Origin of the sequence: Blautia sp. An46, assembly GCF_002161645.1 — a bacterium.
GTDB classification, from domain to species: Bacteria; Bacillota; Clostridia; order Lachnospirales; family Lachnospiraceae; genus Blautia; species Blautia ornithocaccae.
The window spans coordinates 43524-67317 of sequence record NZ_NFIF01000019.1; the positions used below are offsets into that span (position 1 = coordinate 43524).

Sequence of the window (23794 nt, forward strand, 5' to 3'; positions counted from 1 at the left end):
AAAGCTGAAAAGCCTGGATTTCACGGGATTTTTTTAGAGATACTTAACTCAATTTCTTGAAGGCCGTGGAGAGCATCAGCTTGATACGATTCAGCTGGTTTACTTCACTGGCGCCTGGGTCATAGTCCACGGCTACGATATTGGCCTCCGGATAATCCTTGCGGATGGCCTTGATAACGCCTTTTCCTACAATGTGGTTCGGCAGGCAGCCGAAAGGCTGGATACACACAATATTGGGAGTGCCTCCATGGATCAGTTCCATCATTTCCCCTGTCAGGAACCAACCCTCTCCGGTCTGATTGCCCAGAGATACAATAGGCTCTGCCATTTTCGCAAGGTCTGAAATCTTGGCGGAAGGGGTAAAATGTTTACTCTTGGCAAACTCTTTATTGGCTGCACTTCTTACAAATTCAATAGCGGCAATCCCCAGATTTCCTTCTTTTGCCAAAGTTTTCTTAAAGCCCAGATAGTTAGACTTGAAGTTCAGATTGTAGAAGCAGTAGCACATAAAGTCGATAAGGTCTGGGCATACAGGTTCAGCTCCTTCCTTTTCCAGAAGTTCTGCCAGATAATTGTTGGCAGCAGGAAGGAATTTTACCAGGATTTCTCCTACGATTCCAACTCTTGGCTTTTTCTCGTCTGTAATAGGCAGAGAATCGAACTCCCGGATCATCTGCCGGCAGATACGGTTAAACTGAGCAAAAGAGGCGTGTCTTCCAGAAAGGAAGAATTTGCATCTCTTTTCCCATTTTTTGTGCAGGGCATTGGCAGAACCCTTTACCTTCTCATAGGGACGCATGCGGTAGATACACTTCATCAGGATATCTCCGAATACAGCTCCGTAGGCAAGACGGATTGCCAGTTTTGGCGTAATCTTAAAGCCGGGATTTTCTTCCAGACCGCTTAAGTTAATAGAGATTACAGGAATAAAGTCCATGTCTGCCTTTTTCAGGGCACGGCGGATAAAGCCGATATAGTTGGAAGCACGGCAGCCTCCTCCTGTCTGGGACATGATGATGGCAACCTTATGTAAGTCGTATTTTCCTGATAACAGGGCCTGCATAATCTGCCCCACTACCATAAGGGAAGGATAGCAGGCATCGTTGTTTACGTATTTCAGACCTACATCTACAGCCTCTTTGTTATCATTAGGAAGTACCTCCAGATTATATCCGCAGGCACTGAAGCCAGCCTCCAGAATGGAGAAATGGATAGGTGACATCTGAGGACAAAGGATGGTGTAATTCTTCCGCATTTCCTCTGTGAAAGGTACTCTTTCAATGGAAGAAGGAACAACGTCTCTCTTTTCATGCTGTTTTTCCTTATTGCGGATTGCAGCAATAAGAGAGCGGATACGGATACGGGCTGCACCCAGGTTATTTACTTCATCGATTTTTAAACAGGTATAAATCTTGCCGCTGTCGGATAAGATTTCATTTACCTGGTCAGTAGTTACTGCATCCAGACCGCAGCCGAAAGAATTTAACTGGATCAGGTCCAGATTCTCTTTTTCCTTTACGAAGTTGGCGGCAGCATATAGTCTTGTATGATACATCCACTGGTCGTTGACACGAAGAGGGCGGTCAATAGGCGCCAGATGAGAAATAGAATCCTCTGTCAGCACAGCCAGTCCATAGGAATTGATCAAATCCGGGATACCGTGGTGGATTTCCGGATCAATGTGGTAAGGACGTCCTGCCAGAACGATACCACGCCTTCCTGTTTCCTCCAGATATTTCAGAGTCTCTTCACCTTTGCGCATAATATCTTTTCTGCACCGGTCCATTTCCAGCCAGGCCTCTCTGGCTGCATGGCGGACTTCTTCTTCAGGAATATCCGGGAATTCCTCCACCAGTCTCTGGGTGACCGCCTCTTCACTGGTAAGAGCCAGGAAAGGATTGTGGAACCGGATATCCGGATCTTTTAATTCATCCACATTGTTCTTTATATTTTCAGCATAAGAAGTAACAATGGGGCAGTTGTAATGGTTTACAGCATCTTCAAATTCCGGACGTTCGTAAGGGATACAGGGATAAAATATGTATTTAACGCCCTTCTTGATCAGCCAGCTTACATGACCGTGGGCCAGCTTGGCCGGATAACATTCAGATTCACTGGGAATGGACTCAATGCCAAGCTCATAAATTTTTCTGGTAGAGGTAGGAGATAAAACTACCTGGTACTTCAGGTTTGTGAAGAAGGTATACCAGAAAGGATAGTTTTCAAACATATTCAGAACTCTTGGAAGACCTACTTTTCCTCTCACGGCCTTGTCCTCAGAGAGAGGCGTGTAGGAGAAGAGTTTCTTGTATTTGTATTCAAATAAGTTGGGAATATGGTCTTTATTCTTTTCTTTTCCAATACCCCGCTCACATCGGTTGCCGGAGATATACTGACGTCCGCCGGAGAATTTATTAATGGTCAGACGGCAGTTATTGGTACAGCCTTTACAGTTGGCCATGGTAGTCTTATATTCCAGTGTATTGATTTTTTCAATTGGGAGCATAGTGGTGGCTTTTCCACGTTCGTACCGTTCTCTGGCGATGAGAGCGGCACCAAAGGCTCCCATGATTCCTGCAATATCCGGACGGATGGCATGGCAGTCTGCGATTTTTTCAAAACTGCGGAGTACGGCATCATTGTAGAATGTACCGCCCTGGACCACAATATGTTTTCCAAGTTCTGAGGCATCCGAAACCTTGATAACTTTGTAAAGAGCATTCTTAATGACAGAATAGGCCAGTCCGGCGGAGATATCTGCCACAGAAGCTCCTTCTTTCTGTGCCTGTTTTACCTTGGAGTTCATAAATACTGTACATCTGGTTCCAAGGTCAATGGGATGCTCAGCAAAGAGAGCAGCCTTGGCAAAGTCCTGAACGCTGTAGTTCAAGGATTTGGCAAAAGTTTCTATGAAAGAACCGCAGCCTGAGGAGCATGCCTCGTTAAGCTGTACGCTGTCTACAGTCTGATTCTTGATTTTGATACATTTCATATCCTGACCGCCGATGTCCAGGATACAGTCTACTTCTGGGTCAAAGAAAGATGCAGCATAATAGTGGGCCACAGTCTCTACTTCTCCTTCATCCAGCATGAGAGCCGCTTTGATAAGGGCTTCTCCATATCCAGTGGAACAGGAGTAAGCGATTTTGGCGCCTTTTGGAAGCTGGGAATAGATTTCCTGGATAGCCTTGATAGAGGTAGCCAGAGGGCTTCCGTTATTGTTGCTGTAAAAAGAGTAAAGCAGAGTTCCGTCTTCCCCTACTACGGCTGCCTTAGTTGTGGTAGAGCCGGCATCGATGCCCAGGTAGCAGTTTCCTTCATATGTAGAAAGATCGCCGGTCTTTACATTGTACTGGCTCTGGCGGCGGTTAAATTCTTCATAATCCTCTTCTGTGGCAAAGAGAGGCTCCATACGGTTTACCTCAAAATCCATTTTTATGGAAGCTTTCAGCCGGTCTCTCATGGCAGTTACGGAAATTCCCTGAGCTTCTGGCTTTGCATTAAGAGCAGAGCCGATGGCTGCAAACAGATGAGAATTTTCCGGAACAATGGTATGCTCCTCATCCAGTTTTAAGGTACGGATAAAGGCTTCCTTTAACTCGGAAAGGAAGTGAAGGGGACCGCCCAGAAAAGCCACATGTCCCCGAATAGGTTTACCACAGGCAAGACCGCTGATGGTCTGATTTACCACTGCCTGGAAAATGGAAGCAGCCAGGTCCTCTTTCGTAGCTCCGTCATTGATCAGGGGCTGGATATCTGTTTTGGCAAAAACACCGCATCTGGCTGCAATGGGATAAAGGGCCTTATAATTTTTTGCATATTCGTTCAGCCCTGGAGCGTCTGTCTGAAGGAGAGACGCCATCTGGTCGATGAAGGAACCGGTACCGCCGGCACAGATGCCGTTCATGCGCTGTTCTACGTTGCCTCCTTCAAAGTAAATGATCTTGGCGTCTTCGCCTCCCAGCTCAATGGCAACATCTGTTTTTGGAGCCATTTCCTGAAGAGAAGTGGATACGGCGATAACTTCCTGAACAAAAGGAACCTCCAGATGATTAGCCAGGGTCAGACCTCCGGAACCGGTGATCACAGGGGATACCTGGATTTCACCTAATTCCTGATAAGCCTTATCTAACAGCTCTGCCAGAGTATTTTGAATGTCGGCAAAATGACGCTCATAATCAGAAAACAGCAGCTCATGCTGCTCGTTTAATACTGCGATTTTTACAGTGGTGGAGCCAATGTCGATACCTAATGGGTATAGAGTTTGCTTCATTGTATTATCTGCTGACATAGTCAGAAGACCTCCTCTTAATTTACTTTAAAAGCCCAGTCTCAAAGCATGCAGCAATTCGTGGGCTTTGGCTTTGTTTTTGGGTTTCTTCCTATTTTTATTGTTTGTGAAAAATCACAGTACATTATACGACAAAGTATGAAAAAAAACAATTACAAATATTTGTCAGCCATTGCCTTTGAGAAGCCCATATGATAGAATGGTCGGGTAATAGGAAGAAACAGGACTATTTTTGGTCAGATTCTCTAATGTTACAGACTATTTTTTCTGAGAGAAAGAAAAGATGTAAAAATAAAGTAAGAAGAGGAAAGAATTTATGTATACAGTATTGAAACAGGAAGGACGGGCTAAAAGAGCCCGGATGGAAACCGTACACGGAACAATTGAAACTCCGGTCTTTATGAATGTGGGAACAGCTGCCGCTATTAAGGGAGCAGTATCTACCATGGACCTCCATGAGATAAAGACCCAGGTGGAACTTTCCAATACCTATCATCTTCATGTAAGACCAGGAGACAAGGTAGTGAAGCAGCTCGGAGGACTGCATAAGTTTATGAACTGGGACCGCCCTATTCTTACGGATTCCGGTGGATTCCAGGTTTTTTCTCTGGCAAAGCTCCGACAGATTAAAGAAGAAGGGGTCTATTTCCATTCTCATGTAGATGGAAGAAAGATTTTTATGGGTCCGGAAGAAAGTATGCAGATTCAGTCCAATCTGGGCTCTACTATTGCCATGGCCTTTGATGAGTGCCCGCCCAGCAAGGCGGACCGGAAGTATGTGGAAAATTCTGTGGCCCGTACTACCCGTTGGCTGAAGCGGTGCAAGGAAGAGATGGCCCGGCTGAATTCCCTGGAGGATACGGTGAATCCTCATCAGCTTCTCTTTGGAATTAATCAGGGAGGAGTTTATGATGACATTCGTATCGCTCATGCAGATGAGATTTCAGAACTGGATCTGGACGGCTATGCTGTAGGCGGTCTGGCTGTAGGAGAGACTCATGAGGAAATGTACCGGATACTGGACAGTGTAGTTCCTCATCTTCCGGTAAATAAGCCAACTTATCTCATGGGTGTGGGAACGCCGGCCAATATTCTGGAAGCTGTGTCAAGAGGCGTGGACTTTTTTGACTGCGTATATCCCAGCCGCAACGGACGCCATGGCCATGTGTATACAAACTTTGGCAAAATCAATCTATTTAATGCAAAATATGAGCTGGATTCCAGGCCTATTGAGGAAGGCTGTCAGTGTCCTGCCTGCCGGCATTACAGCAGAGCTTATATCCGCCACCTGCTGAAGGCAAAGGAAATGCTGGGAATGCGCCTTTGTGTGCTCCACAATCTCTATTTTTATAATACCATGATGGAAGAAATCCGGGATGCTCTGGACCAGGGAAGATATGAGGAATATAAGGCGCAGAAGCTGGCAGGTATGGCTGCAGGTCCCAGGGACTGAAGGGATTTGCGAAAAATCCCAGAAAAGACTTGAAGAAAAAGGAAAAATTGTGTATGATAGCCATAGTGTCTATTTGTGGGCAGAGAAAGTTTAGTATTTAGTTTTAGGAGGAAGCAACATGTTATTATCAACATCAACAGCAGGCGGTGCCGGTGCAATGCTGAGTCTGGTATTGCCTCTTGCGGTATTTTTTCTGTTAATGTATTTCATGATCATGAGACCGCAGAAGAAAGAACAGCAGAGAGTAAAGAATATGCTGGCCGCTATGGAAGTAGGAGATACAGTAGTGACTACCAGCGGCTTCTATGGAGTCCTGATCAATATTACTGAGGAAGACGTGATCGTTGAATTCGGAAATAACAGAAACTGCAGAATTCCCATGAGAAAATCCGCTATCGCAGAAGTGGAAAAAGCAAGCGATGGAATAGCAGAATAAAAAAATGGAAGAATAAGAATGAAAACTTGCGGCTGCTGCATTTACATTAGTCTGGAATATATCTTGATATATGTGGATGCAGCAGTCTTTTTTCATATCCGGAGGTTAATTATGGCGTTTATCAGTTTATTTGAAGTAATCGGTCCAAATATGGTAGGACCTTCCAGCTCTCATACAGCAGGTGCAGCTTCTATGGCCCTTCTGGCCAGAAAGCTGTTTCCCGGAGAAATCAGAAAGGTAGATTTTACCCTCTATGGTTCTTTTGCAAAAACCTATCGGGGACACGGCACTGATCGGGCTTTGATGGGAGGCATGCTGGGCTTTGAGACGGACGATCTGAGAATACGGGATTCTCTTTCACTGGCAGAAAAAGCAGGGATTGCATTTACCTTTACAACTTCAGAAGAGACAGATGGTATCCATCCCAATACGGCAGACATGGATATTGAGGGAACAAAGGGAGAGAAGCTTTTCGTCCGGGGAGAATCTTTAGGAGGGGGAAAGGTTAAAATCGTGAAGCTGAATAATATTTCTGTGGATTTTACAGGAGAATACAGCACCTTGATCGTCAGTCAGACAGATAAGCCTGGAGTAGTGGCTCATATTACCAAGGTCCTGAGCGAAGCTGGGGTGAATATTGCCTTTATGCGGCTGTTTCGAGAAGAAAAGGGGGCTGCTGCCTATACAGTGGTGGAATCCGATGAAAAGATACCTGAAGACATTCCGGAAAAGATCAAAGAAAATCCTTTGGTTTCTGACATTATGCTGGTACAGCTTTAGAGGAGGAGAGAAAAATGGATTTTAATCATGGAACAGAATTGTTAAAGCTGTGTGAAAAAGAAAAACTGCCCATTTCCCAGGTTATGAAAAAGAGAGAGGCAGACTTTTCAGGCATTACTCAGGAAGAAGTAGAAGAAAAAATGAAAAAGGCTCTGGAAATCATGAAAGAGTCTGCCAGAAAGCCATTAAAAGATCCAGTGCCTTCCATTGGAGGCCTGATCGGAGGAGAAGCGAAAAAGCTGAAGGAATATCAGGAGAAAGGCAGAAGTGTCTGTGGGGGCCTGATGTCAAAAGCCATTACCTATGCCATGGCTGTATTGGAAGTAAACGCATCTATGGGCGTTATCGTAGCCGCGCCTACGGCAGGTTCCGCCGGGGTAGTGCCAGGGGTGCTTCTGGCTCTTCAGGAGGAATATGATCTGTCAGATGAAGAAATCATAAAGGGTCTGTATACTGCAGGAGCAGTAGGATATCTGCTTATGCGGAATGCTTCAGTGGCAGGAGCCGAAGCAGGCTGTCAGGCAGAGGTAGGAGCAGCTTCTGCAATGGCTGCCGCTGCCGCTGTAGAGGTTATGGGAGGGACCCCAGCCATGTGTCTCCATGCAGCTTCTGGTGCTCTGGCAAATCTTCTGGGCCTGGTCTGCGACCCAATCGGAGGCTTAGTAGAAGCCCCCTGTCAGAACAGAAATTCCGTAGGGGCGGCTAACGCTATGATCTGTGCCCAGCAGGCTCTGGCAGGAATTACCCAGGTAATACCCTTTGACCAGATGGCAGAGGCCATGTATCACGTAGGAAGGAGCCTCCCCTTTGAACTGAGGGAAAGCGCCCTGGGCGGCTGCGCCCAGACCCCCGCCGCCTGCGCCCGGGTCTGTGAGATTTTCTCTGCGAATTTGCCGAGCATCCCTTGAGACATAAGGCTCATAGGATTGCCAGAAACGTAGGAACAGGTATCTCTTTTCTGCGAATTTGCCGAGCATCTCTTGAGACGTAAGACTCAAGGGAGCGCAGGCTGAGCAAGAAAAGAGATACCTGTTCCGACCTTACGGCACAAAAAAATTCCCAAAGGGGGAAAGCCCCGCATTTGGGAAAGAAAGGAGAAAAAATATTGTATATAAACCTGCCGGTAAGGCAGGAGAACTTTTTGGCGAAGCCCGGCGGCCACAACAGCTTCAGACTGTGCAGCCGCTGTCTTCTTTCTGAACACTTATGAGTATAGGGGATAATTGTGACGGCTCTGTGTCTGGAAAATAAAGGATTTCTAAAGTCTGATAAAAAAGTATGAATGTATGGAAAATCCTCTGAAAAGAATGGAAGGCATAACGAAAATTCATAGCTGGTTATCGTATTATGACTTGAATTGTACTTAGAAAAGGATTATCATATTACTAATTACACTTTGGCTCTTTGCACATTGAGATAAGGATAGGAAAGGAGAACATCAGTTATGGAATATAAAATTGCTCTGATTCCCGGAGATGGGATTGGCCCGGAAATCGTAGGCGAGGCTAAAAAAATATTAGACAGGGTCTGCGAAAAGTACGGGCATAAATTTAATTATGAAGAGGTTCTTTTAGGAGGAGCTTCCATTGATGCCTGTGGAGTGCCTCTTACCCAGGAAGCTATTGATACTGCAAAAAGTTCTGATGCAGTGCTGATGGGGTCTATCGGCGGAGATGCCAAAACTTCTCCCTGGTATAAGCTGGAACCTTCCAAAAGACCGGAGGCTGGTCTCCTGGCTATCCGAAAGGCTCTGAATCTTTTTGCGAATCTGAGGCCTGCTTATTTATATGAGGAGCTGAAAGGCGCCTGCCCTTTGAAAGAAGAGGTTATAGGAGACGGATTTGATATGATCATTGTCCGGGAACTGACAGGAGGTCTTTATTTTGGAGAAAGAAAGACGGTAGAAGAAAACGGGGTGAGAAAAGCTGTTGACACCCTGACCTACGACGAGAAAGAAATCCGCAGAATTGCTGTAAAGGCCTTTGAAATTGCAGGAAAGAGAAGAAAGAAAGTTACCAGTGTGGATAAGGCTAATGTGCTGGATTCTTCCAGACTCTGGAGAAAAGTGGTGGAAGAGGTGGCTTCAGATTATCCGGACATTACCCTGGAGCATATGCTGGTAGACAACTGTGCTATGCAGCTTGTACATAATCCGGGACAGTTTGATGTGATTCTTACAGAGAATATGTTTGGAGATATTTTATCTGACGAAGCCAGCATGGTCACAGGTTCTATTGGAATGCTTTCTTCTGCCAGCCTGAACGAGACAAAGTTTGGCCTTTATGAGCCCAGTCATGGTTCTGCTCCGGACATTGCCGGAAAAGGAATCGCAAATCCCATTGCCACTATTCTTTCTGCGGCTATGATGCTTCGGTTCTCCCTGGACCTGGATAAAGAAGCAGACGCTGTGGAGGCAGCGGTACAGCAGGTGCTGAAAGAAGGATACCGTACGGTGGATATTATGTCAGAAGGCATGAAAGAGGTCGGCACAAAAGAAATGGGAGATCTGATCGCAGAACGCATATAGTATACATAGAAAGGAAAAGAGATTATGAGAAGTGACGCCGTAAAAACAGGGATGCAGCAGGCACCCCACCGCTCTTTATTTAATGCACTGGGACTGACAAAAGAGGAATTATCCAAGCCTCTGGTGGGAATTGTCAGCTCATATAATGAGATTGTACCGGGACATATGAACCTGGATAAAATCGTAGAAGCCGTGAAGCTGGGAGTGGCTATGGCAGGAGGAACTCCGATTGTGTTCCCGGCTATTGCTGTGTGCGACGGCATTGCCATGGGCCATATCGGCATGAAATATTCTCTGGTTACCAGAGACCTGATCGCAGATTCCACAGAAGCTATGGCTATGGCCCATCAGTTTGACGCTTTGGTCATGGTGCCTAACTGTGATAAGAATGTACCCGGACTGCTGATGGCAGCAGCCAGGATTAATGTTCCAACAGTATTTGTAAGCGGCGGCCCCATGCTGGCAGGAAGAGTTCACGGACAGAAGAGAAGTCTTTCTTCCATGTTTGAGGCAGTAGGTTCTTACAGTGCAGGGACTATGACAGAAGAGGAAGTGGAAGAATTTGAAAACAAAGTATGTCCTACCTGTGGTTCCTGTTCCGGAATGTACACCGCCAACAGTATGAACTGTCTGACTGAGGTCCTGGGAATGGGACTGAAAGGAAATGGAACCATTCCTGCTGTATATTCTGAGCGTATTAAACTGGCAAAACATGCTGGTATGCAGGTTATGGAAATGTACAGAAGGAATATCCGTCCCAGAGATATTATGACAAAGGAGGCTATTTTAAATGCCCTCACGGTAGATATGGCCCTGGGATGCTCTACAAACAGTATGCTCCATCTGCCGGCTATCGCCCATGAAATCGGCTGGGATTTTGATATTACTTTTGCTAACCAAATCAGTGAGAAGACCCCCAATCTCTGTCACTTAGCCCCAGCAGGCCCCACTTATATTGAGGACCTTAACGAGGCTGGAGGAGTTTATGCAGTAATGAACGAGCTGGCAAAAAAAGACCTGCTGAACCTGGACTGCATCACAGTAACAGGAAAGACCGTAGGAGAAAATATTGAAGGATGTGTGAACAGAAATCCAGAGGTTATCCGCCCGGTTGACAATCCTTATACACAGACCGGAGGACTGGCTGTGCTTACAGGAAATCTGGCTCCTGACGGAGGAGTAGTAAAGAAAAGTGCTGTATGTGAGGAAATGATGGTACATGAAGGTCCTGCCAGAGTCTTTGACTGTGAGGAAGACGCCATTGCCGCTATAAAAGGCGGCAAAATCGTGCCTGGAGATGTGGTAGTCATCCGCTATGAAGGACCAAAAGGCGGCCCTGGCATGAGAGAAATGCTGAATCCAACCTCAGCGATAGCGGGAATGGGATTGGGCTCTTCCGTTGCTCTCATCACAGACGGAAGGTTTTCAGGAGCTTCCAGAGGAGCTTCTATCGGACATATTTCTCCGGAAGCAGCAGTGGGCGGCCCCATTGCTTTGGTAGAAGAAGGAGATCTGATCCGGATCAATATTCCGGAAAATAAACTGGAACTGGCAGTTTCAGAAGAAGAACTGGCTAAGAGAAAAGAAAAATGGCAGCCTAGAGAGCCGAAGGTGACTACCGGCTATCTGGCAAGATACGCAGCTATGGTGACCAGCGGAAACAGAGGAGCTGTACTGGAGGTACCAAAAAGATAGAAAAAGGGGAGGAGATTTCTATGCAGCTTACAGGAGCGGAAATTGTTATTGAATGTCTGAAAGAACAGGGGGTGGATACGGTCTTTGGTTACCCGGGAGGTACCATCCTGAATATATATGATGAATTATACAAACATCAGGATGAAATCCATCATGTCCTGACATCCCATGAGCAGGGAGCCGCCCATGCGGCAGACGGCTATGCCCGTTCTACAGGAAAGGTAGGCGTGTGCATGGCTACCAGTGGTCCGGGAGCTACCAATCTGGTTACTGGAATCGCTACAGCCCATATGGATTCTATCCCGCTGGTGGCTATTACCTGTAATGTTGGTCTCCCCCTGTTGGGAAAAGACAGCTTTCAGGAGGTAGATATTGCAGGAGTGGTCATGCCCATTACAAAACACAGCTTTATTGTAAAAGATGTGGCAGCTCTGGCTAAGACACTCAGAAGAGCTTTCAGAATCGCAAAAACAGGCAGGCCAGGCCCTGTTCTGGTAGATATTACCAAGGACGTGACTGCGAATAAAACAGAGTTTATCCCTGCTGTTCCAAAGGAAGTGAAGCCATCTGTAGAGGAAATCACACAGGAAGATCTTCAGACAGCAGCAGATATGATCAATAAAGCGAAAAAGCCATATATTTTTGTAGGCGGAGGGGCAGTAGCTTCCAATGCCTGGGAAGAAGTCCGGGAACTGGCTTATAAGATACAGTCACCAGTGACAGATTCCCTTATGGGGAAAGGTGTTTTCTCAGGAGAGGACCCCTACTACACAGGTATGCTGGGGATGCACGGAACCAAAACCTCCAATCTGGGCGTTACAAGATGTGATCTTCTGGTAGCTGTAGGCGTGCGATTTTCTGACCGTGTAATTGGAAATGCCAAAAATTTTGCAAAGAATGCCAAGATCATCCATATTGATGTGGATGGAGCAGAGATTAATAAAAATGTTTTAGTGGACTGCCGTATTATTGGAGACGCCAGGGAAGTGCTGAGACAGCTTCTGCCTATGGTACAGCCGGCAAAACATGAGGAATGGATAGAAGAAATCGAAGGCCTGAAGGCAAAATATCCTCTTACTTATAATCCTCAGGGCCTTACAGGTCCGGCAGTCATCGAAGAGCTGTACAGACAGACCAAGGGAGATGCCATTATCACTACAGAGGTAGGGCAGAACCAGATGTGGGCGGCCCAGTATTATAAATTTAAGAATCCAAGGACTTTTCTTTCATCCGGTGGCTTAGGCACTATGGGATATGGCCTGGGAGCAGCTATTGGAGCCAAGATGGCAAATCCGGATAAGGTAGTCATTAATGTGGCAGGAGACGGATGTTTCCGTATGAATATGAATGAACTGGCAACAGCCACCAGAAACAATATGGCTCTGGTGGAGGTGATCATCAATAATCAGGTCCTGGGCATGGTGCGCCAGTGGCAGACTCTTTATTATGAAAAACGGTATTCCAATACCATACTTCAGGATAAAGTAGACTATGTGAAGCTGGCAGAAGCCATGGGAGCTGTAGGTATAAGGGTCACAAAGAAGGAAGATCTTCCAGGCGCTATCCGCAAAGCTATTGATTTAAACACCACAGTTCTGATCGACTGCGTGATTGACAGTGATGATAAGGTATTCCCTATGGTGTCACCGGGAGCCAACATTGAAGACGCCTTTGATGCAGAGGATCTGAAAACGGACAACTAATGTCTTCCTGAAAAAGACAGATGTTTTTATTGACAAAAATATATCAAAGGATTAGAATAAGTACAGCACGTAGATATGAGGTGACGCAGCAGCAAGTCATGAGAGACTGCGGCACCTCATTCTTTTATAATAAAGCTAAGAGGAGGAAAGAGTCGTGAGCAGAGTTTATAACTTTTCAGCAGGTCCGGCAGTACTGCCGGAGGAAGTTTTAAAAGAAGCAGCAGAGGAGATGCTGGATTACAGGGGATGCGGAATGTCCGTTATGGAGATGAGCCACCGCTCCAAAATGTTTGAAAACATTATCCAGGAAGCTGAGTCTGACTTAAGAGACCTGCTAGAAATTCCGGAAAATTATAAGGTACTGTTTCTTCAGGGAGGAGCCAGCCAGCAGTTCGCCATGATTCCCATGAACCTTATGAAGAATCGGGTGGCAGATTATATTGTTACAGGCCAGTGGGCAAAAAAGGCATGGCAGGAAGCCCAGAAATACGGAAAGGCAAATAAAATCGCATCTTCCGAAGATAAAACATATTCTTATATACCGGACTGTTCTGACCTTCCCATCAGTCCTGATGCGGATTACGTATATATCTGTGAGAACAATACTATCTATGGAACAAAGTTCAAAAAGCTTCCAAATACAAAAGGAAAAACCCTGGTAGCAGACGTATCTTCCTGTTTCCTCTCCGAACCGGTAGAGGTGAGCAAATACGGCATTCTGTATGGCGGAGTACAGAAAAATATCGGCCCTGCAGGCATGGTAATCTCCATTATCCGGGAAGACCTGATCACCGAGGATGTTCTGCCGGGAACGCCTACTATGCTGACTTTTAAAACCCATGCTGACGCAGGCTCAATGTACAATACGCCAAACTGCTACTGTATCTATATGTGCGGCAAAGTATTTAAATGGCTGAAGAAAATGGGCGGCCTTTCTGCAATGAAAGAGCGCAATGAGAGAAAAGCGAAAATCCTCTATGATTTCCTGGATTCCAGCAGCCTGTTTAAAGGTACAGTGGTGCCGGAAGACCGATCCCTTATGAACGTACCGTTTATCACAGGAAATAAGGAACTGGACGCCAAATTTGTAAAAGAAGCCCAGGAAGCAGGATTTGAAAATCTGAAGGGACACCGGACTGTAGGCGGCATGAGAGCCAGCATTTACAATGCTATGCCGGTAGAAGGGGTGGAATCCCTTGTGAACTTTATGAAGAACTTTGAAAAGGAGAATGGATGATCATGTTTCAGTATCATTGCTTAAATCCCATCTCACCGGTGGGCCTGGAGAAATTTCCGGGAAAATATGAGAATACAGAGGAACTTGCCCAGGCAGATGCTATTTTGGTAAGAAGTGCAGATATGCACAGCCTGGAGCTTGCAGATAAGACCGTAGCTGTAGCCAGAGCCGGAGCAGGCGTAAACAATATCCCCCTGGAGGAAATGGCTAAAAAGGGCGTAGTTGTTTTCAACACTCCCGGTGCAAACGCCAATGGCGTAAAGGAAATGGTCATTGCAGGTATGCTTTTAGCTTCCAGAGATATTGTAGGCGGTATTGAGTGGCTGGAACAGCAGGAGGCTTCTGAGGATATTGCCAAGAAGGCAGAAAAGCAGAAGAAAAAATTTGCCGGCTGTGAGATCAGCGGGAAAAAGCTGGGAATCATCGGCCTGGGAGCCATCGGCGTGAGAGTAGCCAACGCAGCAGTTCATCTTGGCATGGAAGTTTACGGCTATGACCCCTTTATTTCTGTAGATGCAGCCTGGAGCCTGTCCAGGAGCATCCATCATATCAATGATGTGAATATGATCTACCGTGACTGCGACTATATAACCATACATGTGCCTCTTATGGACAGTACCAGAAATATGATCGGAAGAGACGAAATCGCTCAGATGAAGGAGGGCGTGGTCCTTCTGAACTTTGCCAGAGATCTGCTGGTAGATGAGGAGGCTCTTGCAGAAGCCCTCCGGGAAGGAAAAGTAAAGAAATATGTGACAGACTTTGCCAATCCTCTGGTGGCCAGCACACCGAACACCCTGGTGACCCCTCATCTTGGAGCGTCTACAGAAGAGTCTGAGGACAACTGTGCTGTAATGGCGGTCCAGGAACTTATGGATTATCTGGAAAACGGTAATATTAAAAATTCCGTAAACTATCCCAACTGCGATGCAGGAGCCTGTGTAGATGTGGGGCGTGTGACGATCAATCACAAAAATATCCCAAATATGATCAGCCAGTTTGCAAAAGCTTTGGGAGATGCCGGAGTGAATATTTCAAATATGACTAATAAGAGTAAGGGAGACTACGCTTATACAATGATCGACGTATCCTCCCCTATTTCCAAAGAGGTGGCAAAAGCCTTAAAGAACATTAAAGGCGTATACAGAGTTCGTATTGTAAAATAAAACGGGGTAGTAATGAAAACGAAAACATCTTTTCAAAGAAAGCTGAAACAGATGAAGAAAGCAAAAACACTGTTTGGTTCTATAAGGAGGAACCGTAAAAGAATCGGCAAAACGATAAAATTCCTTGAAAAATTGAAAATTCACAAGGATTAGGAGGTTTTTATGGCAGTAGTAAAACCATTTTCCGCAATTCGGCCTCAGGCAGTGAAAGCGGCAGAAATCGCGGCCCTTCCCTATGATGTGGTGACCAAAGAGGAAGCCAGAGAAGAGATTAAAAAACATCCCCTGTCCTTTTTGCGGGTTGACCGTCCGGAAACAGAATTTCCTGATGAGACAGACATGTACAGTCCGGAAGTCTACAAAAAAGCCGGAGATAATCTCTGGGAACTCCTGGATAAAGGAGACTTATGCCAGGACATGGAAGAATGCTACTATATCTATGAACTTGATAACGGAAAACATGTTCAGACAGGGGTGGCTGCCTGTGTGTCTGTGGATGACTATTTGAACCATGTGATCAAATGCCACGAAAATACCCGTCCGGAAAAGGAGTTGGACCGAATCCGTCATATCCAGGGATGTCAGGCCCAGACAGGGCCTATTTATCTGGCCCATCGTCCTGACCCGGAACTTCGAAGACTTCTGGATATACGGAAACGGAGCTACCCTTCTTATAATTTCCTGGCAGAGGATGGAGTGCGCCATAAAGTCTGGGTCATATATCAGGGAAATGTGATAGAAAAAATCCAGAAGCTTTTTGGAAAAATGGACAGTATCTACATTGCTGACGGTCATCACAGAGCGGCGGCAGCAGTAAAGATTGCCCAGAAACAGCGAGAAAAGAATCCAATGTATACAGGAAAAGAGCCTTTTAACTATTTCATGAGTGTACTTTTTCCCTGGGATGAGCTGCGTATTATTGAGTATAACCGCGTGGTGAAAGATTTGGCAGGAAAAACCAGAGAAGAGTTTTTAAGTGAGGTGGAAAAATACTTTTTCGTAAAGGAAAACGGAGACTCACCGGTGAAGCCTGAGAAAAAAGGTACTTTTGGTCTTTATGTGGGAAAATCCTGGTATAATCTGAAAATAAAGGAAGAATATCGTTCTTCTGATTCTGTAAAAAGCCTGGATGTATCGATTCTTCAGGATTATCTCCTGGAACCGGTCCTGGGAATACATAATCCCAAGGAAGACCCCAGAATTCGGTTTGAAGGCGGGGTCCGAGGCCTCCAGGAACTGGAGCAGGAGGCAGACCAGACAGATGGAGCTGCCTTTACCCTTTATCCCACCAGTATGGAAGAACTGGTGAAAGTGGCAGATGAGGGTAAGCTCATGCCTCCAAAGTCTACCTGGTTTGAGCCGAAGCTGAGAAGCGGCCTGTTTATCCACAGGATATAACGAAGAAAAGGGGCGGAGATTCTGGATTGTGAAACCAGAGTCCCGCTCCTTTTTATTATAACAGACAGTTTCAAAGACCTGCTGCCTATCGTTTGATTTAATAGCTGTCTACATGAAGAAGTTCATGCACTTTGCCCTTTAACAGACCGTCATAGAGGGAAAGAATCAGCGGATTTTCATCAGCTTTCCGGATGCTGGTAACATTATCTGCCTGATACAAGCCGTCTCTTCTGGCGGATTTAGTGCGGTTGCCAGCTCTTGGGGGCTGTCCTCCTCCCATGATACAGCCTCTTCTGCAGGCCATGATCTCTACGATATGATAATGTTTTTTTCCACTCTTGATATTTTCCATAACTGTCCGGGCATTAGCCAGACCGCTGGCTACGCAGACATTAAGAGGAATTCCCTGGTAGGTAACGGAGAATTCTTTGATTCCCTCATCGCCTCTGGCTCCGGCCTCTGCTACAGAGTCCATAGTAGCCTTGTCATGTTTGTCAGCAAAGCGGCGAAGCATAGCTTCCGTAACACCACCGGTTACGCCAAAGATCACGCCAGCCCCGGAACCGAAACCAAAGGGCATGTCACAGGCTTCCGGCACAAGGGTAGCAAACTCAATGCCGGAGTTGCGGATCATGCGGATAACTTCTGTGGTAGTGATGACCACATCGGTATCCTGCTCACCTTTTGTAAAGTTGTTGGGACGGAGAATCTCCATCTTCTTTGCAGTACAGGGCATAATGGAAACCACAAAGGTCTTTTTGCCCTGATTTTTTTCATAGCCTCTGTAATATTCTTTCATAACTGCGGAGAACATTCCCTGAGGAGAACGGCAGGTAGAAAGATTATCTTTATATTCCGGATACTGGTCGCAGAGGAATTTTACCCATGCCGGACAGCAGGAGGTAAAGAGAGGAAGTTTGTCGCCCTGTCCCAGACGTTCCAGGAATTCTTTGGATTCTTCCATGATGGTCAGGTCAGCGGCAAAGGCTGTATCATATACCTCGTCAAATCCCATACGATGGAGTACAGCTACCAGTTTGCCCATAACACTGTGACCCTTGTCCAGTCCGAAAGCGTCCCCTACGGCTACCCGGACAGCAGGAGCTACCTGTGCAACTACCCGGGTATCGGGGTCGGCAATGGCCTCCCATACTTCATCCATGTGGGTCTTTACGCTGATAGCGCCTGTAGGACAGTAGACCCTGCACTGGCCGCAGCTTACACAGTCCGTTTCAGCCAGAGTCTTATTAAAGGCCGGCATAACCATGGCATCAGTGCCTCGGAAAGCAAAGCCTAAAACACCCAATCCCTGAATTTCGCTGCAGGCACGGACACAGTCACCGCAGAGAATACATTTATTAGGATCACGGACTAATGCAGGAGAACTGGTGTCCAGAGGACGGATCTCTCTGGTATTCTGGAATCGAACTGTGGTGATATTCATTCTGTGAGCCAGGTCCTGAAGCACACATTCGCCGCTTTTTACACAGGTAGTACAGTCACGGCAATGGGCGGAAAGAAGCAGCTCTACGATCAGTTTTCTGTATTTTTTTATTTTGCCGGAGTTGGTATAGATCACCATGCCGTCTCTCGGCACCTCAGAGCAGGAGGCAAAGGTTCTTCCTCTGTCATCCTCTACAGTACACAAGCGACAGGCGCCGAAAGTGGACACTTCTGAATGATAGCAAAGCGTAGGCAGATTGATACCGGCATTCCGAATGACAGAAAGGACATTTTTCTCGTCTGTAAATTCAACTTTTCTGCCGTCTATTGTCATAAATCCCATAAATTATCCCTCCTAATATTCAACGTATACCGCATCAAATGCACAGTTTTCACGGCAGGCGTCACATTTGATACATACATCCGGATTGATGTGGTAGGCCTGTTTGCGCACACCGGAAATGGCGCCTACAGGACAGTTCTTAGCACATTTGCCGCAGCCTTTACAGAATTCCGGATTAATAATGTACTTGCGCATAGCCGTACAGCTCTTTGCCGCACATTTGTGTTCCAGTATATGTTCTTCATATTCCTTACGGAAGGTTTTTAAAGTGCTGATAACAGGAAGAGGAGCGCTCTTTCCAAGACCGCACAGAGCCATATTTTTGACCATAGCAGCCAGCTCTTCCAGAGTATCCAGATCTTCCAACTTTCCTTCCCCGTTTACGATCCGTTCCAGAATTTCCAGCATGCGCTTGGTTCCCTCACGGCAGGGAACACATTTACCGCAGGATTCCCGCTGGGTAAAGCTCATAAAGAAACGGGCCACTTCCACCATACAGGTATTTTCATCCATGACAACCAGACCGCCGGAACCCATAATAGCGTTGTATTTCTTAACATTGTCAAAATCCAAACCTACATCCAGATGTTCACTGGTAAGACATCCTCCTGAGGGGCCGCCGATCTGGATAGCTTTAAAGTCTCCTCCCCCTTTGATGCCTCCTCCGATATCATAGATGATCTCCCGGAGGGTAGTACCCATGGGAACTTCGATAAGACCAGTATTTTCAATAGCTCCGGTAATGGAGAAGGTCTTGGTTCCCGGGCTGCCTTCTGTTCCGATAGTGCGGAACCAGTCAGCGCCTTTTAAGATAATGCCAGGCACGTTGGCAAAGGTTTCAACATTATTTAAAACTGTAGGCTTCGCCCAGAGACCATGATCTACAGTTCTGGGAGGCTTCACACGGGGCATACCTCTGTCGCCTTCGATAGAGGCGGTAAGTGCAGAACCTTCGCCGCATACAAAGGCACCGGCTCCCCGATTGATGTGGAGGCGGAAGGAAAAGCCGCTTCCCAGGATATTCTCTCCCAAAAGCCCCTTTTCTTCTGCCTGGCGGATAGCCTTGCGCAAACGGGCTACGGATAAGGGATATTCTGCACGTACATAGATATAGCCATCATGACAGGCAGTGGCATAGGCCCCTATGGTCATACCTTCGATGAGACGGTAGGGATCCCCTTCCATTACGCTTCCATCCATGAATGCGCCAGGGTCTCCTTCGTCGCCGTTACAGACGATGTAATGCACAGGCTCTTCTTTATGGGCAGCTACCTGTTTCCATTTTCTTCCTGCCGGAAAACCGCCGCCTCCACGGCCTCTTAATTTGGACTTGTCTACTTCTTCCAGAACATCTTCCGGAGTCATATCAAAAAGAGCTTTTGTCAGGGCGTCATATCCACCGGAAGCTATGTATTCATCCAGAGATTCTGCATCGAATTTTCCACAGTTTTCCAAAACAATCCTGGTCTGCTTAGCGATAAAAGGAATCTCATCAGGTGAGGCGTAAGACTGTCCGCCTTTTTTATAGAACAGATGCTCCACAGGCTCTTTATTCAGCACTGTTCGCTGGAAGATTTCCAGGCAGTCTTCTTCGCTTACTTTTACATACTGATAGTGTAAAGGCTCAATACGCACCAATGGTCCTAATTCGCAGATTCCCTGACATCCGGTCTTTACGGTACCGATGTGAGGAACATCTTTCTGGAATTCTACAGATACTCCAGGTAAATCCTGGCATAATTCTTTCATTTTTTCATAGATTTTTTCTGAACCGGAAGCAACACAGCCGGTTCCTGCACATACCAGAATACGGCAGTCAAAGGAATCGATTTCTTTTTGGGCAAGTTCCCGCTCTTTTAACAGAGCGTCTCTGTTTTCAATTATCATACATTGTCACCTCGCAGTTCTGTGATCAGTTCCAGAGCTTTTTCAGGCGTCATGGAAGGATGGACTTCATTATTTACTGTCAGGGTAGGAGCAAGTCCGCAGGCGCCCAGACAAGACACAGTTTCTACAGTGAACAGCATATCGTCTGTGGTATGCTTTTTCCGGCTCAGTCCCAGCTCTTTCTGCAGGGCCTCCAGGATAGGGATAGATTTACGCACATGACAGGCAGTTCCGTCACAGACCTTGATGATATATTTTCCTTTTGGCTCAAAAGAAAAGTTTTCATAAAAGGTTGCAACACTGTAGGCCTTGGCCTCTGTCACGCCGATTTCCTTGGCTACATAAGTGAGAAGTTCTCCGGGAAGATAACGATATTCTCCCTGGATATCCTGCATAATGGGAATCAGAGAACTTGCTTTCCGTCCATAGTAGTCAATGATCTCATCGGCTTTTTCGTAGTAGCTTTGGTCGAGCATGCATTAGTACCTCCTTGTTCGTGATTGTAAAATCGCTGTTAAGAAAAATTTATATGCGAAGTTATCCTAATTATACTTTATGTGTGTAAAATGCACAACATTTTTGTAGAAGAAAAATAAAATTTATACAATTTACAGATATCCCCTTTACCGCGGCAGTTTGAAACTTTACAACCCCAAAATTTGATGATAAAATAAAACAAAGGAGGAGCATTATGTCTGAAAAATTATATGAGATGATGGACTGGCCGGAAATTGAGGCCATTGTATATTCTGAGGAAAGTGAACCAAGAAGGCTTTTGGGACCCAGAGTCACCCCTGAGGGAATTCTGATCCAGTGTTTTCTTCCTGATGCCCGGCAGGTGAAAGTAGTTCTCACCAAGGGAAAACAGGAATATGAGATGGAACAGGAAGATGAGGCTGGATATTTTGCTGTTCTGATCCCAGGGGATAAAATTCCCAAGTATAAATATGAAGCAGTGTATGATGAAGGCGTTGTAGAGAAATTTTATGATCCCTATGCCTTTGATAAACAGATTACCGTGGAACAGGAGCAGCAGTTCTGTGCGGGAATCTGTTATGATATTTACGAAAAATTAGGTGCGCATCCCATGACTATCCATGGAGTGTCCGGTGTTTATTTTGCTGTTTGGGCGCCTAATGCTATGCGTGTCAGTGTCGTGGGAGACTTCAACCACTGGGATGGCAGAAGGCATCAGATGAACCGCCTCAGTGTTTCGGGAATTTATGAGCTCTTTATTCCCGGAGTCAAGGCAGGATCTTTGTACAAATATGAAATTAAGGCAAAAGGCTCTCTGGTTTATCTGAAGTCAGACCCTTATGGAAACGAATCAGAGCTTCGGCCAAAGACAGCTTCTGTTGTTACAGATCTGAAAGGTTATCAGTGGAGTGACGGAGATTGGATGAAATCCAGAAAGCAGCTCCAAGATGAGAAGAAACCTCTGGCGGTATATGAGATGCACCTGGGCTCCTGGAGAAAACCGGAGGAGGAAGGAAGACTTTTCTACAATTACAGGGAGATTGCACCTATTCTGGCTGATTATATTAAAGAGATGGGATATACCCATGTGGAACTGATGCCCATTATGGAACACCCTCTGGACGAGTCCTGGGGATATCAGGTAACAGGATATTATGCGCCTACCAGCCGCTATGGAAGCTGTGAAGATTTTATGTACTTTATGGATTACATGCACCAGCAGGGAATAGGTGTGATTCTGGACTGGGTTCCTGCTCATTTTCCAAAAGATACTTTTGGACTTTCCAACTTTGACGGCACCTGCCTTTATGAGCACCTGGACCCAAGACAGGGGATGCATCCTCACTGGGGAACTTTAATCTATAATTACGGACGTCCTCAGGTGAAAAACTTCCTGATTTCCAATGCTCTGTTCTGGGCAGAGAAGTATCACGCGGACGGAATCCGTATGGATGCTGTGGCATCTATGCTCTATCTGGATTATGGAAAGAATGACGGAGAATGGGTAGCCAACATTTACGGCGGGAATGAGAATCTGGAAGCTATCGAATTTCTGAAGCATCTGAATTCTGTTTTCAAGAAGAAACACCCAGATGTGCTTCTGATAGCAGAGGAGTCTACAGCCTGGCCGAAGATTACCGGAGATGTAGAAGATGATGGCCTTGGATTTGATTATAAATGGAACATGGGATGGATGAACGACTTCATTGATTATATGAAGAAAGATCCTATATACAGAAGCGGGGCTCATGATGAGCTGACCTTCAGCATGATTTATGCGTATAGTGAAAAATTCCTTTTAAGTCTGTCTCATGATGAAGTGGTTCATGGAAAATGTTCTCTCCTGAATAAAATGCCAGGAGAAAAGGAGAAGAAGATGGCAAATCTTCGGGCAGCTCTTGGCTATATGATCGTCCATCCCGGCAAAAAACTGCTGTTTATGGGACAGGAATTTGCTCAGGAAAGAGAATGGTCTGAACAAAGAGAACTGGATTGGAATCTTCTGGAGGAGAAAGACCACAAGCAGATGCAGGATTATATGAAAGCTCTGCTGAAGTTGTATAAAGAACAGCCGGCTCTTTATGAAGAAGACTACGATCCAGCAGGATTTGAGTGGATCAATGTTATGGAGACTGAGAAAAACATGCTTACCTTTATCAGAAAAGGTAAGAAAAAGGACAGTACATTGGTGGTGGTTTGTAATTTTTCTGCACTTCCCTATGAGAAATATCAGATGGGAGTTCCCTATCCTGGAAAGTATAAAGAGATTTTTAACAGTGATGCAAAAGTCTATGGAGGAACAGGTGTAGGGAATCCGAGAGTCAAGGTCTCCAAGAAAGAAGAGTGGGATGAGAGAAAGAACTCTATTGTAATCAATGTGGCGCCCCTTTCCGTACAGATTTTCTCTTATACAAAGAATGAGACAAAGAGGACCGGAAAGAAAGCAGAAAAAGAAGAACAGACAACTGTATCTACAGTGCGCAGGAAACTGGAGCAGAAGATTGAAGAGGAAAGAATAAAAGCAGAGAAGGAACAGGAAATTGTTCTTCCAAAAGAACCTCAGAAAAAACTCCAGACAGCGAAAAAAGAGCCGGAGAAATTAGAGACCAATAAGAAGGAACCGGAGAAGCTGGAGACCAGCAAGAAGGAACCGGAGAAGCTGGAGAACAGCAAGAAAGAACCGGAGAAACTGGAGACCAGCAAGAAGGAACCGGAGAAACTGGAGACCAGCAAGAAGGAACCGGAAAAATTAGAGACAAGTAAGGAAGAAACATATAAACCAGAGGTGGAGAAAAAAGTACAGGAGAAGAAAAAAGCTTCTGGTAAAAAAACCGGGACAAGGTCCAGAGGAACTACGAAAAAATAGTTAAATAGAATTACAGGGAGAGGGGCTTTTGCAGAATAAATCTTAAAAATAAAAAGGAATTCTGCAACAGTCCCTTTCTATGCGAAAGGAAA

Annotated in this window: 15 protein-coding genes; 11 read left to right on the forward strand and 4 right to left on the reverse strand. The window is 45.8% G+C overall.

Translation table 11 applies throughout. The features are described from left to right. Nucleotides 1–43: 43 nt before the first annotated feature. Nucleotides 44–4291 (reverse strand): 2-hydroxyacyl-CoA dehydratase, encoded by a 4248-nt coding sequence (locus tag B5G00_RS14410; RefSeq protein WP_087273957.1) that lies wholly within the window; start codon nt 4289–4291, stop codon nt 44–46. A 316-nt stretch (nt 4292–4607) separates the two neighbouring features. Between B5G00_RS14410 and tgt the strand changes: the two genes are divergently transcribed. The 10 genes from tgt (at nt 4608) to B5G00_RS14460 (ending at nt 16686) form a co-directional block, all read left to right on the forward strand. Then, nucleotides 4608–5744 carry a tRNA guanosine(34) transglycosylase Tgt gene (gene tgt / locus B5G00_RS14415; RefSeq protein WP_087273959.1) on the forward strand — a complete coding sequence of 379 codons (1137 nt, stop codon included), beginning with the start codon at nt 4608–4610 and terminating at the stop codon, nt 5742–5744. Between the two features lie 157 nt (nt 5745–5901). Next, on the forward strand, nt 5902–6180 hold the full coding sequence (yajC, locus tag B5G00_RS14420) for a preprotein translocase subunit YajC (protein WP_442856347.1): 279 nt from the start codon (nt 5902–5904) through the stop codon (nt 6178–6180). A gap of 111 nt (nt 6181–6291) precedes the next feature. Then, on the forward strand, nt 6292–6960 hold the full coding sequence (sdaAB, locus tag B5G00_RS14425; protein WP_087274031.1) for an L-serine ammonia-lyase, iron-sulfur-dependent subunit beta: 669 nt from the start codon (nt 6292–6294) through the stop codon (nt 6958–6960). A 14-nt stretch (nt 6961–6974) separates the two neighbouring features. Continuing rightward, entirely contained in the window at nt 6975–7868 is an 894-nt protein-coding gene (gene sdaAA, locus B5G00_RS14430; RefSeq protein ID WP_087273963.1) for an L-serine ammonia-lyase, iron-sulfur-dependent, subunit alpha, read from the forward strand. A gap of 536 nt (nt 7869–8404) precedes the next feature. Further along, complete coding sequence (leuB, locus tag B5G00_RS14435; protein ID WP_087273965.1) at nt 8405–9487, forward strand: 3-isopropylmalate dehydrogenase; 1083 nt, start codon at nt 8405–8407, stop codon at nt 9485–9487. A 24-nt stretch (nt 9488–9511) separates the two neighbouring features. Continuing rightward, on the forward strand, nt 9512–11182 hold the full coding sequence (gene ilvD / locus B5G00_RS14440; protein ID WP_087273966.1) for a dihydroxy-acid dehydratase: 1671 nt from the start codon (nt 9512–9514) through the stop codon (nt 11180–11182). 20 nt (nt 11183–11202) lie between these two features. Next, entirely contained in the window at nt 11203–12885 is a 1683-nt protein-coding gene (ilvB, locus tag B5G00_RS14445) for a biosynthetic-type acetolactate synthase large subunit (protein WP_087273968.1), read from the forward strand. Nucleotides 12886–13039: 154 nt separating this feature from the next. Then, on the forward strand, nt 13040–14122 hold the full coding sequence (serC, locus tag B5G00_RS14450) for a 3-phosphoserine/phosphohydroxythreonine transaminase (RefSeq protein WP_087273970.1): 1083 nt from the start codon (nt 13040–13042) through the stop codon (nt 14120–14122). A 2-nt stretch (nt 14123–14124) separates the two neighbouring features. Next, complete coding sequence (locus tag B5G00_RS14455; protein ID WP_087273972.1) at nt 14125–15288, forward strand: phosphoglycerate dehydrogenase; 1164 nt, start codon at nt 14125–14127, stop codon at nt 15286–15288. A gap of 162 nt (nt 15289–15450) precedes the next feature. Continuing rightward, on the forward strand, nt 15451–16686 hold the full coding sequence (locus tag B5G00_RS14460; protein ID WP_087273974.1) for a DUF1015 domain-containing protein: 1236 nt from the start codon (nt 15451–15453) through the stop codon (nt 16684–16686). Between the two features lie 97 nt (nt 16687–16783). Here B5G00_RS14460 and B5G00_RS14465 read toward each other — a convergent pair whose 3' ends face one another. Genes B5G00_RS14465 through B5G00_RS14475 form a run of 3 tightly spaced genes read right to left on the reverse strand, consistent with a single transcriptional unit; the run spans nt 16784 to nt 20835 of the window. Further along, on the reverse strand, nt 16784–18472 hold the full coding sequence (locus B5G00_RS14465) for a [FeFe] hydrogenase, group A (protein WP_087273976.1): 1689 nt from the start codon (nt 18470–18472) through the stop codon (nt 16784–16786). Nucleotides 18473–18484: 12 nt separating this feature from the next. After that, nucleotides 18485–20359: an NADH-ubiquinone oxidoreductase-F iron-sulfur binding region domain-containing protein gene (locus B5G00_RS14470; RefSeq protein WP_087273979.1), complete on the reverse strand. Its 1875-nt coding sequence runs from the start codon at nt 20357–20359 to the stop codon at nt 18485–18487. Beyond that, a complete protein-coding gene (locus tag B5G00_RS14475) occupies nt 20356–20835 on the reverse strand; it encodes a complex I 24 kDa subunit family protein (protein ID WP_087273981.1) in 480 nt (159 codons plus the stop codon). Before B5G00_RS14475 ends, B5G00_RS14470 begins: the two co-directional genes overlap by 4 nt. Nucleotides 20836–21050: 215 nt before the next feature. Here B5G00_RS14475 and glgB point away from each other — a divergent pair, with 215 nt between their 5' ends. Continuing rightward, nucleotides 21051–23702 carry a 1,4-alpha-glucan branching protein GlgB gene (gene glgB, locus B5G00_RS14480; RefSeq protein ID WP_087273983.1) on the forward strand — a complete coding sequence of 884 codons (2652 nt, stop codon included), beginning with the start codon at nt 21051–21053 and terminating at the stop codon, nt 23700–23702. Nucleotides 23703–23794: the final 92 nt, after the last annotated feature.

Coding starts and splice junctions, on each gene's coding strand:
- B5G00_RS14465 (WP_087273976.1), bottom strand. CDS start 18,472: ATGGGATTTATGACAATAGACGGCAGAAAAGTTGAATTTACAGACGAG.
- B5G00_RS14470 (WP_087273979.1), bottom strand. CDS start 20,359: ATGATAATTGAAAACAGAGACGCTCTGTTAAAAGAGCGGGAACTTGCC.
- ilvD (WP_087273966.1), top strand. CDS start 9,512: ATGAGAAGTGACGCCGTAAAAACAGGGATGCAGCAGGCACCCCACCGC.
- B5G00_RS14475 (WP_087273981.1), bottom strand. CDS start 20,835: ATGCTCGACCAAAGCTACTACGAAAAAGCCGATGAGATCATTGACTAC.
- yajC (WP_442856347.1), top strand. CDS start 5,902: ATGCTGAGTCTGGTATTGCCTCTTGCGGTATTTTTTCTGTTAATGTAT.
- sdaAB (WP_087274031.1), top strand. CDS start 6,292: ATGGCGTTTATCAGTTTATTTGAAGTAATCGGTCCAAATATGGTAGGA.
- ilvB (WP_087273968.1), top strand. CDS start 11,203: ATGCAGCTTACAGGAGCGGAAATTGTTATTGAATGTCTGAAAGAACAG.
- B5G00_RS14460 (WP_087273974.1), top strand. CDS start 15,451: ATGGCAGTAGTAAAACCATTTTCCGCAATTCGGCCTCAGGCAGTGAAA.
- leuB (WP_087273965.1), top strand. CDS start 8,405: ATGGAATATAAAATTGCTCTGATTCCCGGAGATGGGATTGGCCCGGAA.
- B5G00_RS14410 (WP_087273957.1), bottom strand. CDS start 4,291: ATGTCAGCAGATAATACAATGAAGCAAACTCTATACCCATTAGGTATC.
- glgB (WP_087273983.1), top strand. CDS start 21,051: ATGTCTGAAAAATTATATGAGATGATGGACTGGCCGGAAATTGAGGCC.
- B5G00_RS14455 (WP_087273972.1), top strand. CDS start 14,125: ATGTTTCAGTATCATTGCTTAAATCCCATCTCACCGGTGGGCCTGGAG.
- tgt (WP_087273959.1), top strand. CDS start 4,608: ATGTATACAGTATTGAAACAGGAAGGACGGGCTAAAAGAGCCCGGATG.
- sdaAA (WP_087273963.1), top strand. CDS start 6,975: ATGGATTTTAATCATGGAACAGAATTGTTAAAGCTGTGTGAAAAAGAA.